This is a genomic window from Microbacterium aurantiacum, assembly GCF_040532595.1.
Lineage (GTDB): Bacteria > Actinomycetota > Actinomycetes > Actinomycetales > Microbacteriaceae > Microbacterium > Microbacterium chocolatum_B.
The window spans coordinates 376,277-392,567 of record NZ_JBEVYX010000001.1 but is presented as its reverse complement, the minus strand read 5'-3'; the positions used below and the strand labels follow the sequence as shown (position 1 = coordinate 392,567).

Here is a 16,291-nt window from a genome sequence, read left to right as displayed (position 1 = left end):
GCCTTTCGATCGGTTCGTGCTCCCGATCGTGGGCCGCGCCGACCGCCCGCGTCGGCCGCGAGGGCGCAGCCGGGGATAACCCCTCAGCGACCGTGCGGCGTGCGTGGCTGGGGAGGAGGGGCGCTCAGCCGCCCGCGGTGAGGACGATCAGGCTCGCCTCCGGCCGACACGCGAACCGCACGGGGGCGTAGATCGAGTGCCCGAGGCCGGCGCTGACGTTGAGCGGCACCGCGCGGCCGCCGTGCTCCCACGCGCTGAGACCGCGGGCCTGCCGCAGGGGGATGTCGCAGTTGGCGACGAGGGCTCCGTAGCCGGGGACGCGCACCTGCCCGCCGTGGGTGTGGCCCGCGAAGATCGCGTCGGCGCCGAGGTCGATGAAGCCGTCGAGCACACGCCGATAGGGGGCGTGCGTCACCCCCACGCGCAGGGCGGCATCCGTGCTCTGCGTCGCGGCGATCGCCGCGGGCAGGGAGTCCAGGCGGTCCCACCGCCGGTGCGCGTCGCTCACGCCGAAGCCCGCGACGCGCAGGCCCGCGGCCCCGACGACGCCCGCGGCGTTGTTCAGGTCGGTCCACCCGAGGTCGTCCACGAGGAAGGCGTCGAGGGCGTCGGCGTCGATCGCCTGCGCCCTGGGCTGCTGGCGGGACGGCCCGGTGAAGTACTTCAGCGGGTTCCGGGGGGAGGGGGCGACGTGGTCGTTGGACCCGTGGACGAAGAACCCGGGGATGCCGCGGAGCGGGGCGAAGGCCCGGCGGATGCCGACGAGACCCTCGGCGTGACCGAGGTTGTCCCCGGTGTTGATGACGAGGTCGGGGTGCAGATCGACCAGGGCGGCCATCCACCGCTGCTTCCGGTGCTGCCACGGCGCCATGTGGGCATCCGAGACGTGGAGGATGCGGAGGTCGGGTGAGCCTGCGGGGAGGATCGGCAGGGTGTGCTCGCGGACGATGAAGAGGTAGCGCTCGACGGCGACACCCCAGACGGCGGTGGCGACGCCGACGGCCCCCACCGCCCCGAAGGCGGTGAGGGCCGTCCGCGTGACGGTGTGCGTCACTTATCCGTCGCTGTCGGAGTCGGGCGCGGGGCTCTCGCCGCCGCCACCGCCGCCACCGCAGTTGCGGCTGACGTAGTCGACGCTGATCGCGGTGTTCCGGTTGACGAGGGTGCCCGCGGCCGGGTTGGTGCCCGTCGCCTGCTCGCCGCCGCCGGCGTTCTCGTCCTGCTGGCAGCTGCCCGGGCTGACGTTGCCGAACCCGGCGCCCCGCAGTGCCGAGATGGCGGCGCTGAGCGATCCCGAGACCGCCGGCACGGAGATGCCCTGTCCGTTGGAGGGGTTGATCGTGACCGACGTGCCGCCGGCGACGCGCCCGGCACCGGGGCTCTGCGCCGCGACGACGCCCTCGGGCTCGGAGGAGTCGACCGCCTCGCCGACGGTGACGCTGAATCCGGCGTTGCGGAGCGTCGCGGTCGCCTGGTCGATCGACTGGCCGACGACGTTCGGCAGGTCGCGGAGGACCTGACGGGTCAGGTTGTTGTCGGGCGCGGGGAACGGGTTCCCGCCGAAGAGGGAGTTCGCCGCCCCCTGGACGTCACGGGCGATGAAGTAGCGGAGGTTGGAGAGCTGGATGCCGTTGTGCCAGTTGCGGAACATGTCGCCGCCGCCCTCGATGTTGCCCGCCCACACCGCGGTAGAGACGTTGGTCGAGGACTCCACGAGCCACGTCTGCAGCTCTTCGTGGGTACCGGTCTTGCCGATGAGGGGCGTGCCGTCGAAGGGGTTGCCCTGCGCGCCGGTTCCGCCGCCGACCATGACGCCCTCGAGGGCGAAGGCGGCGGTCGCCGCGACACCCGGCTCGAGCACCTGCTCGCACGTGCGCTCGGGGAGCGGCACGTCGTTGCCGTCCGAGTCGGTGACGCTCTCGATGACGCGCGGCTGGCAGTAGACGCCGTTGTTGGCGACGGTGCCGTAGGCGCCCGCCATCGCGATCGGCGAGATGTTGTCATCGCCGATGACCTTGTTGGCCACGCCCATCGTGATGGGCTCGCCGTCTCCGGTGGTGACGCCCATCTTCGTCGCGACGTTGGCGATGTCGCACAGGTCGAGCTCGGAGGCCATCGCGAGGTAGCCCGAGTTCAGCGAGGCCGCGGTGAACTGCAGAGGCGTGCCGACGTACCCGGGGACGCGACCGAAGTTCCCGATCGTGGTGTTCTCCGTGTTGACCCAATCGCCGGTGCACGAATTCGTCATGCGCGGGAACGCGCGGTTGACCCCGTTCAGCACCTCCCGCACGGACTTCCCCTGCTCCAGCCAGTCCACCAGCGTGAAGAGCTTGAACGTCGAGCCCGCGGCGAATCCGCGGGAGCCGCCGTAGGTGCGGTCTCCGGCGAAGACGATGGAGCTGAAGTTGTTGTCGCCGGTGATCGTCTCGTCGAAGCGCGTGTTCTGCGACATCGCGAGGATCTTGCCCGTGGTGTTGTCGATGCTCACGGCGGTCGAGCCGAACTTCATCCCCTCCACCGAGGTGGGGGCGTAGGTCGACATCGAGGCGTTCGCGGCGTTCTGCAGGCGCCAGTCGATCGTCGTGTAGACGTTCAGACCGCCGCGGCGGAGGGCCTCGCGACGCTCCTCGTCGGTCTCGCCGAACGCGGGATCGTTCTCGATGACGCTGCGGACGTACTGGCAGAAGTACTCGCCGCCGGCGGCGGCGGTGCAGCCGGTGCGCGGCGTCGTGACGTTCGGCTCGATCGGTGCGTCGAAGAGCTCGTCGTACTGCTCCTGCGTGATCTTGCCGTCGTCCAGGAGTCGGGAGAGCACGTACTGCTGTCGCTGCTTGGTCAGCGCGTAGCCGTTGTCGGCCCCGTTGCGCTCGTTGCCCGGCTGATCGATGCGGTAGGTGTTCGGGTTCTGCACGATGCCGGCGAGGGTGGTCGCCTGAGCGAGGTTCAGCTCGCCCGCCGTGACACCGAAGTAGCGCTTGGCCGCGGCGTCGATTCCGTAGGTCGTGCCGCCGAAGTTGGCGATGTTGAGGTACCCGAGCATGATTTCGTTCTTCGAGTACCGCTGCTCGAGGGCGATGGCGTAGCGCATCTCCTGGAGCTTGCGCTGGATGCCCTCGGTGCCCGCGGCGGTGGTCGCCTCGAACCAGCACGCCTGCTTCTCCTCCTCGGTCTCGGCGGTGGCTTCGCACCGCTGGACGAGGATGTTCTTCACGTACTGCTGGCTGATCGTCGATCCGCCCTGCGTCTCGCCGCCGCCCTGGACGTTCGAGAGCACGGCGCGTGTCGTGCCGATGAGGTCCACGCCGCCGTGCTGGTAGTACCGGGGGTCCTCACTGGAGAGGATCGCGTCGTACATGACGGGCGCGACCTCGTCGAACTCGACGGGGGAGCGGTTCTGGTCGTAGAACTGCGTCCACTCCTCCCACTCGCCGGAGTCCTGGTTCTTCGTGTACAGCGTCGTCGGCAGCATGAGCTTGTCGATCTCGAGGACGCTGGGGAGATTGTCGAACATCGTGATCGCGCTGGAGGCCGCGTAACCCGACACCGCGATCGCGGGGGTCACCGTGGCGGTGATGAGAACGCCGGCCACGGCGCTGAGGCCGACCAGTCCTGCGAGGCCTCCGAGCACACCGGTGGCCGTGCGTTTGGTATCAGGCATAGGCTTGATCGTAAGGGAGATACCTGGGCGATCCCTCGACAGGCATGCCCTGTGCGCGATCCCCGATCTTCCGCTTCTTTCCGCCGAACACGCCAGGAGTCGCGATGACGACGTGGGAGTACCTCACCACGCCCCTGCTGATCCACAACACCGCCGCCATCCTCAACAACTGGGGCAAGCAGGGCTGGGAGCTCGTGCAGGTGATCTCCGGCCCCGAGGGGGGCCTGGTCGCCTACTTCAAGCGCCCCGTCGGCGGCGGCGACGCCAACGCCGGGCTGGATGCCGCGGCCCAGGCCGCGCGGCAGTTCGAGGGCTGAGCCGGTGCGCGTCTCCGATCGGCTCGCCGAGCTCGGCATCCGTCTTCCCGCGGTGGTGCCCCCGGTCGCCGCGTACATCCCGGCCACCGTCCACGGCGACCTGGTCTACACGTCCGGCCAGCTGCCGATGCGCGAGGGCGTCCTTCCCGAGACGGGCAAGGTCGGCGAGGGCGACGGTCTCGTCGACCCCGCCGCGGCGAAGGACTACGCCCGGACGTGCGCGCTGAACGCGATCGCCGCCGCTGCGGACGTCGCCGGGGGAGTGGACCGCCTCGCCCGCGTGGTGAAGGTCGTCGGGTTCGTGTCGTCGGTCCCCGAGTTCACCGGTCAGCCCGGGGTCATCAATGGCGCCAGCGAGGTCCTCGGCGAGATCTTCGGCGAGGCCGGCCGGCACGCCCGATCCGCGGTGGGGGTTCCGGTTCTGCCGCTCGACTCGCCCGTCGAGGTCGAGGTCGTCTTCGCGCTCGGATAGCTCGCCTCGAGGTCCCGTTCGTGAGGGCCGGCATCCGCTCCTCGTATCGGATGCCGGCCCTCACGTCTGCCGTCACTTCGTGGTGATCTTGGCCTGGATCGTGCTCATGACCATCGTGTCGGCCAGCGTCGTGGTGTCGCCGACCTCGCGTCCCTCCGCGACGTCGCGGAGGAGGCGCCGCATGATCTTCCCGGAGCGCGTCTTGGGGAGCTCGCCCACGATGTAGATGTCGCGTGGCCGGGCGATCGGGCCGATCTGCTCGCCGACCCAGGCGCGGAGCGCGCTCGCCAGGCCCTCCGCGGAGTGCCGATCGAGGTAGCTCTGCTTGAGGATCACGAAGGCCACCACCGCCTGACCGGTCGTCTCGTCGGCGGCGCCGACGACCGCGGCCTCCGCGGTCGCCTCGTGAGCGACGAGCGCCGACTCGATCTCGGCCGTGGAGAGGCGGTGACCGGAGACGTTCATGACGTCGTCGACGCGGCCGAGGAGCCAGATGTCGCCGTCCTCGTCCAGTCGCGCGCCGTCGCCGGCGAAGTAGAAGCCGCGGTCGGCGAACTTCTCCCAGTAGGTCTCCACGAACCGCTCCGGGTCGCCCCAGATGCCGCGGAGCATGCTCGGCCAGGGCTCCGTGACCACGAGCAGGCCCCCGTTCCCGGTGCCCACGTGCTCGCCGGCGTCGTCGACGACGTCGATCGAGATGCCGGGCAGCGGGACCTGTGCCGCGCCGGGCTTGGTCTCGGTGACACCGGGGAGGGCGGAGATCATCATCGCGCCGGTCTCGGTCTGCCACCAGGTGTCGACGATCGGCGTGCGCTCCGCGCCGATGATGTCGCGGTACCAGACCCACGCCTCCGGGTTGATCGGCTCGCCGACCGAGCCGAGGACGCGCAGCGTCGACAGGTCGAAGCCCTGCGGCACCTGGCGGCCGATCTTCATGAACGATCGGATGGCCGTGGGGGCGGTGTAGAACACGGTCACGCCGTACTTCTGGATGATCTCCCACCATCGTCCGGGGTGCGGCGCATCCGGCGTCCCTTCGTAGAGAACCTGTGTCGCGCCGTTGGCCAGGGGGCCGTAGGTGACGTAGGTGTGGCCGGTGATCCATCCGACGTCCGCCGTGCACCAGTACACGTCCGTCTCGGGGTGGATGTCGTGCACGACGCGATTCGTGAAGGCCGCCTGGGTCAGGTAGCCGCCGGAGGTGTGCAGGATGCCCTTCGGCTTTCCCGTCGTCCCCGAAGTGTAGAGGATGAACAGCGGCGTCTCGGCGGGGAAGGCGCGGGCGCCGTGCGTCGCCGACGCCGCCGGCACGACGTCGTGCCACCACAGGTCGCGTCCCGGGGTCCAGTCGACGTCGTTGCCGCCGCGGCGGACGACGATGACGTGCTCGACGGTCTCCTGGATGCCGGAGCCGTTGCGGTCGGCGAGGGCCATGTCCACGGCGGGCTTGAGGGCTGAGACCTTCCCCTTGCGGTAGCCGCCGTCGGCGGTGATGACGACCTTCGCGCCCGCGTCGTCGATGCGCGAGCGGAGGCTGTCGGCCGAGAATCCGCCGAACACGACGGAGTGGATCGCGCCGATGCGGGCCACGGCGAGCATCGCGGCGACCGCCTCCGGGATCATCGGCAGGTAGATCGCGACGCGGTCGCCTTCGCCCACGCCGAGGCCCTCGAGCACGTTCGCGAGCCGGGAGACCTCGGCGGTCAGCTCGGCGTACGTGATCGCGCGCGAGTCGCCGGGCTCTCCCTCCCACAGGAGGGCGACGCGGTCACCGTGTCCCGCCTCGACGTGCCGGTCCAGGCAGTTGTAGGCGACGTTGAGTTCACCGTCGCCGAACCAGCGGGCGAAGGGCGGCGTCGACCAGTCGAGCACTTCGGTGAACGGCGTCTCCCAGTGCAGCTCCCGCGCCTGGTCCGCCCAGAACGCCTCGCGATCCTCGGCGGCGCGCGCGTACAGGTCGGCGGACCCCACGGCCTGGTCGGCGAATCCCTCCGGCGGGGCGAAGCGTCGGGTCTCGTTCAGAAGGTGGTCGATCTGCGGGCTCATCGCGCGCTCCTTTGCGGCCTGAGGTCGGATGCCGGCATCCGGCGAGTCTTCGTCGAAGGCTAGCGACGCTGCGATGCGCGCACTACCTCCGATAGTGGGGAGCGGGATGCGGACGGGGCATCGGTGAGAGGACGGTGAGAATCGCCGGAGCGGCGTTTGGCCGCCCTCGGCGCGTCGCATAAGCTGTCCTACGGCCGAACATCGATTCTGGCATCGGCGACACCCGACCCACCCCCCGAAGTGCGGTGTCGCCCGAGGCGGCATCCCATTCCCCCCATGGGATGCCGCCCCTCTTTTTCCCGGCGGAGTGAGCCGCCCCTCCTCCCCAGTCGCGGGCGGGAGCCCATTCTCCACGGATGACGCGAGGGCCCGCGGCGCCGCGCGTCCCCGCTCCTAACGTCATCGGCATGACCGAGCGCTTCGTCCCCCGCAGGCAGGAACCCGCCCGCGACCCACTGGCGTGGCTGGACGGGTCGGCGCCCCGGGCGACGTGGTGGCAGATCCCCGCGTCGGCTCCGGTCGACTCCGGCGACGTCGGCAGCACGTCGCCGGGGGTCATCCCGCGGATCCCCGACTTCGCTCCGGCCGTCGTGGAGGACGCGCCCGCGGATGAGGCGCCGCCGCTGCCGATCGTGCACCACGCGGCGTGGGAGGAGCTGTCGCACCATCTGCGAGACGGCGCGGTGACGGATCTCTTCGTCAACGGCGCACAGGGCCTGTTCGTCGACCGCGGACACGGAGCCGAACCGGTGCCCGGATGGAGCCTGCACGAGGACGACGTGCGCGATCTGGCGGTGGCCCTCATCGGCGCGGGTGGCCGGCACATCGACGACGCGTCTCCGTGCGTGGATGTGCGCGTGGGCGGGCACCTCCGCGTGCACGCGGTGCTCCCTCCGGTCTCCGGCGGCGGCACGGCCCTGTCCATCCGCGTCGGTCGACGCACGCGCGCCGACCTCGGCGCGCTGCAGGCCGCCGGGATGTTCGATGCGGCCGGTCGCGCACGGCTGGAGGAGATCGTGCGTCGACGGGAGAACGTCCTGGTCTCGGGGGCAGCCGGGGCCGGGAAGACCACGCTCCTCGCGGCGCTCCTCGGGACGGCATCCGCGCGCGAGCGCATCGTCACCATCGAGGACGTCGCCGAGCTCTCCTTCGCCCACCCGCACCATGTGCGGCTCGAGGCGCGCCAGCCGAACCTGGAGGGGGCCGGGGGTATCGGCCTCGCGCGCCTCGTGCGCGAGGCCCTGCGCATGCGCCCCGATCGACTCGTCGTCGGAGAGTGCCGCGGAGAGGAGGTGCGCGAGCTGCTGAGCGCCCTGAACACCGGACACGACGGCGGCGCGGGCACCGTGCACGCGAACGGCCTGGCCGATGTCGCGGCGCGGCTCGAGGCGCTCGGCGCGCTCGCGGGGATGAGCGACCAGGCTCTCGCGCGGCAGGTGGCGAGCGCCCTGCACTGGATCCTGCACGTCGAGCGGGATGCCGCGGGGACCCGACGGCTGCTGAGCATCGGGCGCCCCCGCGTCGGACCCGACGGCCGGCTCGAGATCGAGGAGACCCCGTGGTCCCCGCCGTGACCCCCCGCCCGATGGCGGCGGGAGAGGCGGTGCCCGCGGCGGAGAGCGTCCTCCAGCTCGCCGTCCTGCTCCGCGCCGGAATCGCTCCGCGCCGCGCGTGGGAGTACCTCGCCGGGACCGGGGACCCCGGCGCCGCCCGGGTCGTGGCGGCGGTCGCGGCGGGATCTCCCCTCCCGCACGCGATCCGCGAGGCGGGGGTCTCCGCCGGCGGCACGGGTCGACGGCGCGGCCACCGGAGGCGCCGCCGGGGGACCGAGGCGGGGGAGTGGCGCGAGGTCGGGGCCGCGTGGCAGGTGGCCACCGTCGTCGGGGCGCCTCTGGCGGAGAGCCTCCGCGGTCTCGCCGACGCGCTGCGGGACGCGCGAGCCGCCGCGGACGATGTGCGCATCGCCTTGGCCGAGCCCGCGGGGACCGCCCGGCTCCTGGCGTGGCTCCCGATCGTCGCGGTCGTCCTCGGCGCCCTGCTCGGATTCGACACGCTCGGCATCCTGTTCTCCCACCCCCTGGGGGTCGCCTGCCTCGTCCTCGGAGGACTGCTCATCGTGCTCGCGCATCGGTGGACGATGCGGCTCGTCCGCGCGGCCACCGGGGACGACGCGATTCCCGGGCACCGTGCCGAGCTCCTCGCCATCGCACTGAGCGGCGGCGTCTCGATCGATCGCGCGCTGACGCTCGTCGCCCGGGCGCGGCCCGAGCCGCCGGAGGACGCCGCGCAGGGGCCGAGCGCGCCGCCGCGCGACGACATCGACGCGGTCCTCGCGCTCTCGCGCACGGCCGGCGTCCCCGCCGTGGACCTGCTGCGGGCGTGGGCCGTGCTCGCCCGTCACCGCGCGCGCGTGGACGGACGCCTGCGCGCGGCGCGTCTGTCCACGCGTCTGCTCCTTCCGCTCGGGGTGTGCACACTCCCCGCCTTCCTCCTCCTCGGCGTCGCCCCGATGCTCCTGAGCGTCGTCCGCACGATGCCCTTCACCCTGTGACCTTTCCGTCTGCGATCCGCCACCCGAATAAAGGAGAATCCATGTCCCGGTCCGACGCCCCCATCCCCCTGCTCACCCGTCGGCGCGCTGAGCGCCTGTACCGACCGGCTGCGCGCGGGTTCGCCGACGACGAGGGCGCCGCCACCGCGGAGTACGCCATCGCCACGATGGCTGCGGTCGCCTTCGCCGGACTCCTCGTCGTCATCATGCGCAGCGACGAGGTCCGCGGGATCCTCACCGATCTCATCCGGCGCGCGCTGACCGTGGCGTGATGCGTCCTCGACGACGGATGCCGCACGTCGGCGGTGCGCGCGCGGCATCCGCTCCGCCCGGCCGGGACGATGGGGGCTCGGTCGTGGCCGAGTTCGCCGTCGCCCTCCCGGCGGTGCTGCTGGTCCTCGTCCTCGGAGTCGGCGCGCTGGGGGCGGCGTCCCGCGCCGTGCGGCTGCAGGACGCGGTCGGCGACGCCGCGCGCCTCGCCGCGCGCGGCGAGCCCGATGAACGCGTGCACGCGGCGGTAATCGCCGCCGTCGGCGATGCGTCCGCCACGATCGAGCATCGGGGCGACATCGTGTGCGTCACCGCACGGGCGCCGGCGGCCGTGCGCACCCTCACCGCGACCGGCTGCGCCCTGGCGGGCGGCGGCTGATGCCGTCGACGGTCGCGATGGTCGGCGTCGTGGCCGCGGGCGCGACGCTCGTCGCAGGGCTCGCCGCGGCGGGCTCGGCCGCCGTGCACTCGCAGCGCCTGGCCGGCGCGGCGGACTCCGCCGCCCTTGCCGCCGCCGACACCCTCACGGGTCTGGCGACGGGCGATCCGTGCGTCCGGGCGGGGGATCTCGCGGCGACGGCGGGCGCGGTCGTCGCCGGGTGCGTCATCGACGGATTCGTCGTGACCGTGACCGTGACCGCCCCGTTCGGGGTCTTTCCGGCCGCCGCGACCGCCCGCGCGGGACCCCCTCCCGGCTGAACCCGGCGCCCGCCGCGACGGCGGCTCACAGCATCCGCCCCACCCCACCCCGTGTATGGTGTGCGACGAAGAAAGGACGCCCCCCTTGGCACAAGGCAAGAAGCTCGTCATCGTCGAGTCTCCGACGAAGATGAGGTCGATCCAGGGGTATCTCGGTGACGATTACGAGGTACTCAGCTCCGTCGGACACATCCGCGATCTCGCGGACAAGAAGGACATCCCCGCCGACAAGAAGCAGGCGTACGGCAAGTACTCGATCGACATCGACAACGACTTCGACCCTTACTACGTCGAGAGCGATCGCGGCAAGAAGACCGTCACCGAACTCAAGCGTGCGCTGAAGGGGGCGGACGAGCTCCTGCTCGCCACCGATGAGGATCGCGAAGGCGAAGCCATCGCGTGGCACCTGCTCGAGACGCTGAAGCCGAAGGTGCCCGTCAAGCGGATGGTCTTCCACGAGATCACCAAGGACGCCATCCGCGCCGCCGTCGACAACACCCGCGAGCTCGATCTCGCCCTCGTCGACGCGCAGGAGACCCGCCGCATCCTCGACCGCCTGTACGGCTGGGACGTCAGCCCCGTCCTGTGGTTCAAAGTGCAGCAGGGGACGTCGGCCGGCCGCGTCCAGTCCGCCGCCACGCGTCTGGTCGTCGATCGCGAGCGCGAGCGCATGGCGTTCGTCTCGGCGTCCTACTGGGACATCGCCACCCTCGCCACAGCCGAGGCCGGCGGCTCCTTCTCCGCCCGGCTCGCCCGCGTCGACGGTGCGGCCCTCGCCCGGGGAACCGACTTCGATGACACCGGGGCACTGCGCAAGGCCGTCGTCGTCCTCGACGAGCAGGCCGCGCGCGACCTCTCCGCCGCCATCGAGGCCGCCGGAACGGCATCCGTCGCCTCGGTCGAGGCGAAGCCCGGCACCCGGAGCCCCAAGCCCCCGTTCACCACCTCCACCCTCCAGCAGGAGGCGGGGCGCAAGCTCTCGATGAGCGCGAAGCATGCGATGAGCGTGGCCCAGCGCCTGTACGAGAAGGGCTTCATCACCTACATGCGCACCGACTCCACGGCGCTGGGCACCCAGGCCGTGCAGGCCGCCCGCGCCCAGGCCGTGCAGATGTACGGGGACGCGTCCGTGCCGGCGAACCCCCGCACCTACCGGAACAACGCCAAGAACGCCCAGGAGGCGCACGAGGCGATCCGTCCCTCGGGCGAGACGTTCCGCACCCCCGCGGAGGTGGGCGGCGAGCTCGATCGCGACGAACAGCGTCTGTACGACCTGATCTGGAAGCGGACGATGGCCAGCCAGATGTCCGACGCCAAGTACGAGACGACGACCGTCACGCTGGCCGTCGACGCGGACGGACGGCGCGCGGAGTTCACCGCCTCGGGCACCGTCTACACCTTCAAGGGCTTCCTCGAGGCCTACGAGGAGGGACGCGACGAGAAGCGCAACGAGTCCGACGCGCAGGACGACCAGTCCCTCCCGGCGCTGTCGGTCGGCGACATCCTCGCGCTCTCCGACGTCGAGCCGAAGGGGCACGCCACGAGCCCCAAGCCCCGCTACACCGAGGCGAGCCTGGTCAAGGCGCTCGAGGAGAAGGGCATCGGCCGCCCCTCGACCTTCGCCAGCATCATCGACGTCATCATCAATCGCGGCTATGTCGCCAAGCGCGGTCAGGCCCTGATCCCGAGCTGGTTGGCGTTCAGTGTGGTGCGTCTGCTCGAGCAGCACTTCCCCGACCTGGTCGACTACGACTTCACCGCGGCCCTCGAGGACGACCTCGACGCCATCGCCCGCGGCGAGCAGAGCCGTGTGGCGTGGCTGAAGGAGTTCTACTTCGGCTCCGAGGCGCACGTGGGGCTGCGGAACATCGTCGACAATCTCGGCGAGATCGACGCGCGCGCACTGAACTCGACGCCGATCGGGGATGTCGCCGTGCTCCGCTTCGGGAAGTACGGCCCGTACCTCGAGGTCGCCGACCCGGAGAAGCCGGAGGGCGAGCCCCGACGGGTGAACATCCCCGAGGATCTGGCTCCCGACGAGCTCACCCCGGCCAAGGCGCAGGAGCTCATCGACGCACCGGTCGCGGGCGACCGGGTCCTCGGAGAGAATCCGGCCAACGGAAAGCTGATCATCGTCAAGGACGGTCGCTTCGGGCCCTACGTGCAGGAGATCGACCCGCCCGCCGAGGAGGAGGTCGATCCCGAGACCGGAGAGGTCCGCGAGGTCGTCGCCGAGACCCCGGCGCCGAAGAAGCGCGGTGCGAAGAAGGACGTCGCGCCGAAGCCGCGGACGGCGTCGCTGTTCAAGTCGATGTCGGTCGACGAGATCGACCTCGACACGGCGCTGCGCCTGCTCGAGCTGCCCCGCGAGGTCGGGGTCGACCCCGAGTCCGAGCAGATGATCACCGCCCAGAACGGCCGGTACGGTCCGTACCTGAAGAAGGGCACCGATTCGCGCACACTCACCAGCGAGCAGCAGATCTTCGACATCACGCTCGAGGAGGCGCTCGCGGTCTACGCCCAGCCCAAATACGGCGCCCGCGCGGCATCCAGCGCTCTGAAGGAGTTCGACGCTGACCCGACCAGCGGCAAGCCCATCAAGCTGAAGGACGGCCGCTTCGGGCCGTACGTCACCGACGGGGAGGTCAACGCGACCGTTCCGCGGGGCGAGGATGCGATGGAGATCACCTTCGAGCGCGCCGTGCAGCTGCTCGCGGACAAGCGCGCGAAGGGGCCCGCCCCCAAGCGCGCGACGCGACGGACGACGACGAAGAAGGCCCCGGCGAAGAAGTGAGCGTCCCCGCGCACCCGGCGGACCAGCCGCACGCGGGACTCTTCGTCACCTTCGAGGGCGGCGACGGCGCGGGCAAGACCACGCAGTCCGTGCTCCTGCAGGAGTGGCTCGAGCGTTCCGGTCGCACGGTGGTCCGCACGCGCGAGCCGGGCGGCACGGAGGTCGGCGTGCTGGTGCGCGACATCGTCCTGCACCATCGCGGGGACATCGCGCCCCGCGCCGAGGCGCTCCTCTACGCGGCGGATCGGGCTCACCACATCGCCGCCGTCGTCCGGCCCGCCCTCGCCCGCGGCGAGGTGGTGATCCAGGACCGGTACCTCGATTCGTCCGTGGCGTACCAGGGGGCGGGGCGCGTCCTCGGACGCGACGAAGTGCGCGACCTGTCGCTCTGGGCGACCGAGGGTCTCCTTCCCGACCTCACCGTGCTCCTCGACCTCGACCCGAGAGTGGCTCGGGGACGCCTCGACGCCGACGACAAACCGTTCGATCGGCTCGAAGCCGAGCGAGAGGGCTTCCACGCGCGCGTGCGGGCGGAGTTCCTCGCGCTGGCGGAGGCGGAGCCCGCGCGCTTCCTCGTGCTCGACGCGACGCGACCGGCGGCGGATCTCGCCGCGGCCGTCCGTGCGAGGGTCGGCGACATGCTCCGCCGCTTCCCCGAGGCCCGCGAGGGCGTCGGGGACCGCGGATAGGCTGATGCCCATGGATGCGCCGAGCCTCGATGCGGCCCCTGCGCCGTGGAGCGAGGTGTGGGGCCAGCCCGACGCCGTCGCCACGCTGCGCGAGGCCGTCGACGATCCCTCCGCGATGACGCACGCGTGGCTCATCACGGGTCCGCCGGGCTCGGGCCGATCCACCCTCGCGCACGCATTCGCGGCGGCGCTCATCGCCGAACCGGGCGACGACCATGCGCAGCGACAGGTCCTCGCCGGGACGCACCCCGACCTGACCGCGCTGCGCACCGAAGGCGTCATCATCTCGATCAAGGACGCGCGCTCCCTCGTGGAGCGCTCGTACTTCTCGCCCTCGCTCGGCCGCTTCCGCGTCATCATCATGGAGGATGCCGATCGCATGGCCGAGCGCACCTCCAACGTGCTCTTGAAGGCTCTCGAAGAGCCGCCGGAGCGCACGGTGTGGATCCTGTGCGCACCGAGCGACGCGGACCTCCTCCCCACGATCCGCTCGCGGGTGCGCACGCTGCGCCTGCCCGAACCGGACGTCGCCGACGTCGCCCGTCTCATCTCCGTCCGCACCGGAGCAGACCCGGAGATCGCCGAGCGCTCCGCGCGTCACGCCCAGCGCCACATCGGCATGGCTCAGCGTCTGGCCACCGACGAGGCGGCGCGCGATCGCCGCGATCGGACGCTGCGGGCGGTCCTCGCCGTCCGGGGGGTCGGCGACGCCGTCGAGGTCGCAGGGCGGATCGTGCAGGCCGCCACCGAGGACGCCACCTCCCTCACCGCCGAACGCGACGAGGCCGAGCGCGCGTCGCTCCTGCGCACCCTCGGCGTCCCCGAGGGCGGACCGGTGCCCCCGGCGGTGCGCTCCCAGGTGACCGCTCTGCAGGACGAGCAGAAGCGCCGCGCCACGCGCAGCCTCCGCGACGGCATCGATCGGGTCCTCACCGATCTCGAGTCGATGTTCCGGGACGTGGTCATGCTCCAGTTCGGCCGCGACGATCTCATCAACCGGGAGATGGATGCCGAACTCCGCCACCTCGCCGAGATCTGGTCTCCCGAGCGGACGCTGATCGTCCTCGACGCCATCGGACGAACACGTGAGAACCTGGAGATGAACGCCGCCCCCGCCCTCGCGCTCGAGAGCATGCTGATCACCGTCGCCAGCGGAAGGACCCCGTGAACACCCTCTCTCCCCGTCGTCGCGCGCCCCGGCTCCTCGCCGTCATCGCGGGCCTCGCCGTCTCGACGCTCGCGCTGAGCGGATGCCTGTACGCGATGATCCCCGAGGAGCGGCCGGTCGCCACCTCCAGCGCCTCGCCGGACAGCACCGGCGTCCCCGAGGAGCTCCGCCCCTTCTACGAGCAGACGCTGGAGTGGACGGCGTGCGGAGACGGCATGGAGTGCACGATGGTGCGCGCGCCCCTCGACTACGCCGACCCCGGTGCGGGCGAGATCGAGCTGTCGGTCATCCGCAACCGCGCCGAGGGGGGCGAGGCGATCGGCTCCCTCCTGACCAACCCCGGCGGTCCCGGCGCGAGCGGCGTCGGCTTCATCCGCGACTCGCTCGGGTTCGCCGTGGGGCAGGCGCTCCGCGACAGCTACGACGTCGTCGGCTTCGACCCGCGCGGCGTCGGCGAGTCCACGGCGGTCCGCTGCTTCGACGCCGCCGATATGGATTCCTACCTCTTCGACGTCCCCGAGAACCCCCGCGGCTCCGCCGAGTGGGACGCGGAGCTGACGGCCCGCAACGCGGCGTTCGCCGAGGCCTGCGAGGCGAACAGCGACGGCATCCTGCCGTACATCACCACCGAGAACTCCGCGCGCGACATGGATCTTCTGCGCGGCGTGCTGGGGGACACCGAGCTCAACTACATCGGCTTCTCGTACGGCACCTTCCTCGGGGCGACGTATGCGGAGCTGTTCCCCGAGCGGGCCGGCCGGCTCGTCCTTGACGGGGCGCTCGACCCGTCCGTTCCGGTGACGGAGGTCTCCACCACCCAGGGCGTCGGGTTCGAGTCCGCTCTCCGCGCCTACATGGCCGACTGCCTCACCCAGGATGCGTGCCCGTTCCGGGGTTCCGTCGATGACGCGATGGCCGATCTCGCGACCCTGCTGGCGACCGTCGATGCAGCGCCGCTGGAGAACGTCGACGGACGCCTCCTCGGCGCCGATTCCCTCATGACCGGCATCGTGGCGGCGCTGTACTCGCAGGACAGCTGGAGCTTCCTCACCCAGGGCCTCACCGGTGTCCTGGCCGGCGACCCCGAGGTGGCGTTCATCCTCGCGGACTTCTACTACAACCGTGTCGGCGGCGAGTACCTCGACAACTCGACCGAGGCGTTCCGCGCGTACAACTGCATGGACTACCCGGCGGGCGTGACGGCGGAGGAGGAGGCGGCGGCCGCGGCGGAGCTCGCGGAGCGGGCGCCGACGGTGGCTCCGTACTGGTCCGGGCCCGACACCTGTGCCGATTGGCCCTACCCGCCTTCGGGTACGCGCGACGCCATCGCCGCCGAGGGAGCGCCGCCGATCGTCGTCGTGGGAACGACGAACGACCCCGCCACGCCGTACGAGTGGTCCGAGGCGCTGGCTGCGCAGCTGTCATCGGGCGTCCTCGTGACCCGCGTGGGCGAGGGGCACACGGGCTACAACAAGGGCAACGCGTGCGTGGACGCCGCGGTGGAGGGCTTCTTGATCGACGGGGTGGCGCCCGAGGACGGCCTGCGTTGCGAGTGACGCGCCCGGGGGCGGGCGCCGCGTTCGCGGAGGCATCTCGGACCCTGTAAGATCGGTGATCGTGCATCGCG

Annotated in this window: 14 protein-coding genes; 11 read left to right on the top strand and 3 right to left on the bottom strand. The window is 71.6% G+C overall.

Going from position 1 to position 16,291, the window contains the following annotated elements; all coding sequences use genetic code 11:
• Window positions 1-124: 124 nt before the first annotated feature.
• Together ABXJ56_RS01980 and ABXJ56_RS01975 are read right to left on the bottom strand one after the other, a co-directional pair.
• The gene (locus ABXJ56_RS01980; protein ID WP_353998065.1) at window positions 125-1,054 is read right to left on the bottom strand and encodes a metallophosphoesterase; all 930 of its coding nucleotides are present in this window, start codon (window positions 1,052-1,054) and stop codon (window positions 125-127) included.
• On the bottom strand, window positions 1,055-3,658 hold the full coding sequence (locus ABXJ56_RS01975) for a transglycosylase domain-containing protein (protein ID WP_353998064.1): 2,604 nt from the start codon (window positions 3,656-3,658) through the stop codon (window positions 1,055-1,057). It abuts the gene before it with no gap.
• A 104-nt stretch (window positions 3,659-3,762) separates the two neighbouring features.
• Here ABXJ56_RS01975 and ABXJ56_RS01970 point away from each other — a divergent pair, with 104 nt between their 5' ends.
• Together ABXJ56_RS01970 and ABXJ56_RS01965 are read left to right on the top strand one after the other, a co-directional pair.
• The gene (locus ABXJ56_RS01970) at window positions 3,763-3,975 is read left to right on the top strand and encodes a hypothetical protein (protein WP_353998063.1); all 213 of its coding nucleotides are present in this window, start codon (window positions 3,763-3,765) and stop codon (window positions 3,973-3,975) included.
• Window positions 3,938-4,447 (top strand): RidA family protein, encoded by a 510-nt coding sequence (locus ABXJ56_RS01965; protein ID WP_435404941.1) that lies wholly within the window; start codon window positions 3,938-3,940, stop codon window positions 4,445-4,447. The genes ABXJ56_RS01970 and ABXJ56_RS01965 overlap by 38 nt, the downstream gene beginning before the upstream one ends.
• A 72-nt stretch (window positions 4,448-4,519) precedes the next feature.
• Here the strand turns inward: ABXJ56_RS01965 and acs are convergent, their stop codons facing one another.
• Window positions 4,520-6,493 (bottom strand): acetate--CoA ligase, encoded by a 1,974-nt coding sequence (gene acs / locus ABXJ56_RS01960; protein ID WP_353998061.1) that lies wholly within the window; start codon window positions 6,491-6,493, stop codon window positions 4,520-4,522.
• A 407-nt stretch (window positions 6,494-6,900) separates the two neighbouring features.
• On the opposite strand from acs, the gene ABXJ56_RS01955 reads away from it, so the two are divergent.
• The 9 genes from ABXJ56_RS01955 (at window position 6,901) to ABXJ56_RS01915 (ending at window position 16,220) form a co-directional block, all read left to right on the top strand.
• Window positions 6,901-8,067 (top strand): TadA family conjugal transfer-associated ATPase, encoded by a 1,167-nt coding sequence (locus tag ABXJ56_RS01955; protein ID WP_353998060.1) that lies wholly within the window; start codon window positions 6,901-6,903, stop codon window positions 8,065-8,067.
• The gene (locus ABXJ56_RS01950; protein WP_435404940.1) at window positions 8,052-9,044 is read left to right on the top strand and encodes a type II secretion system F family protein; all 993 of its coding nucleotides are present in this window, start codon (window positions 8,052-8,054) and stop codon (window positions 9,042-9,044) included. The genes ABXJ56_RS01955 and ABXJ56_RS01950 overlap by 16 nt, the downstream gene beginning before the upstream one ends.
• Window positions 9,045-9,085: 41 nt before the next feature.
• Window positions 9,086-9,316, top strand: a complete 231-nt coding sequence (locus tag ABXJ56_RS01945; RefSeq protein ID WP_353998059.1) for a DUF4244 domain-containing protein — start codon at window positions 9,086-9,088, stop codon at window positions 9,314-9,316.
• Window positions 9,316-9,693 (top strand): TadE family type IV pilus minor pilin, encoded by a 378-nt coding sequence (locus ABXJ56_RS01940; RefSeq protein WP_353998058.1) that lies wholly within the window; start codon window positions 9,316-9,318, stop codon window positions 9,691-9,693. The genes ABXJ56_RS01945 and ABXJ56_RS01940 overlap by 1 nt, the downstream gene beginning before the upstream one ends.
• Window positions 9,693-10,013 carry a helicase gene (locus ABXJ56_RS01935; protein ID WP_353998057.1) on the top strand — a complete coding sequence of 107 codons (321 nt, stop codon included), beginning with the start codon at window positions 9,693-9,695 and terminating at the stop codon, window positions 10,011-10,013. The genes ABXJ56_RS01940 and ABXJ56_RS01935 overlap by 1 nt, the downstream gene beginning before the upstream one ends.
• An 85-nt stretch (window positions 10,014-10,098) precedes the next feature.
• On the top strand, window positions 10,099-12,807 hold the full coding sequence (gene topA / locus ABXJ56_RS01930) for a type I DNA topoisomerase (RefSeq protein ID WP_353998056.1): 2,709 nt from the start codon (window positions 10,099-10,101) through the stop codon (window positions 12,805-12,807).
• Window positions 12,804-13,496 carry a dTMP kinase gene (gene tmk / locus ABXJ56_RS01925; protein ID WP_353998055.1) on the top strand — a complete coding sequence of 231 codons (693 nt, stop codon included), beginning with the start codon at window positions 12,804-12,806 and terminating at the stop codon, window positions 13,494-13,496. Before topA ends, tmk begins: the two co-directional genes overlap by 4 nt.
• 10 nt (window positions 13,497-13,506) lie before the next feature.
• Entirely contained in the window at window positions 13,507-14,664 is a 1,158-nt protein-coding gene (locus tag ABXJ56_RS01920) for a DNA polymerase III subunit delta' (protein WP_353998054.1), read from the top strand.
• On the top strand, window positions 14,661-16,220 hold the full coding sequence (locus tag ABXJ56_RS01915; protein ID WP_353998053.1) for an alpha/beta hydrolase: 1,560 nt from the start codon (window positions 14,661-14,663) through the stop codon (window positions 16,218-16,220). Before ABXJ56_RS01920 ends, ABXJ56_RS01915 begins: the two co-directional genes overlap by 4 nt.
• Window positions 16,221-16,291: the final 71 nt, after the last annotated feature.